1 protein-coding gene is annotated in these 966 nt (G+C 70.1%); it reads right to left on the bottom strand.

What is annotated here, in order from left to right; translation table 11 throughout:
- Nucleotides 1–201: 201 nt before the first annotated feature.
- Nucleotides 202–642: a hypothetical protein gene (locus tag ACTJKO_RS17405; protein WP_440690628.1), complete on the bottom strand. Its 441-nt coding sequence runs from the start codon at nucleotides 640–642 to the stop codon at nucleotides 202–204.
- Between the last annotated feature and the right edge of the window lie 324 nt (nucleotides 643–966).

Below are 966 nucleotides of genomic sequence, written 5' to 3'. Positions count from 1 at the left end.
ACGGGTGTGCCGAAGGAGAGGATCGCGGGGTCGATGCGGGTTTGCTGCACGGGCTGCTTCCTGTCAATGCCCCGGCGTTCGGGGCACCGCAGAGTCTCCTGGTCCGCGCGCGACCGCTGGCGGATTCCGGACGCGACAGCCCCGATGGTCGGAGGAGACGGCTACGAGGGCCGAGAACGCGGGGTGCGGGCTCGGACGGCGTCAGGCGCCCCTCCGGTCGGGAGATCTGCCGGTACGGGTCACGTGCACCAGCAGAGCAGGGACCGCCGAGAGCACCGCACCGATCACCCACAGCAGCGGCGACGACGCGAAGCCGCCATCGGGAGACTCGCTCGGTCCGGCTCGCATGAAGAGGATGGCGTCTACGACCAGTACCGCGGGGACCACGAGAAGCGCCGTGGTCCCGAGCCAAGCGGACCTTCGCACACCCGTACCGAGCACCGCGCACACCGCGAGGGCGGCACCTGTCACCACCGTGACCATCACGAGCACCACCAAGCCCGGCAACCCCGTCAGGAGGACGGCGACTGCGCCGCCGTGGGCGAACTGGGCTGCGACGGCGCCGACTCCAGCCGCCAGCAGCGCATGCGGCCACGGGCCTGTCCCGGTGCGGCCGCGTCCGTCGGTGTCCCCACGAGTCACAGCCCGATCCTCGGACGAAGAGTCGTCGACAGCTCGATCGCGAGTTGGTCGCCGGCCCAGCCATCCGATGACCGACGGTCCACAGCGCGCGTCGTCCGCAATCGTGACGACAGTGCGCGAGGGACGCAGGAGCATCGACAAGGGCGCGCAGAGCACTTCCGCAGATCGGGTGCTTCATCGACTGCTCGAGCCAGCTGGCGACCGTGACGACGGGCCAACTGGTCCAGCTCCCTCGTCAGCGACGTCGGGGTGCGTGCCCGTATGCGTCGAGTCATGGACGAGCGGGCGCCCGAGGATGCTCCTCGGGATTGGTGTGGAACGCTG

Origin of the sequence: Curtobacterium sp. 22159, from assembly GCF_052045775.1 — a bacterium.
Taxonomy (GTDB): domain Bacteria; phylum Actinomycetota; class Actinomycetes; order Actinomycetales; family Microbacteriaceae; genus Curtobacterium.
Note: the sequence above shows the minus strand (reverse complement) of the source record. Positions and strands in the feature narration are given on the sequence as shown.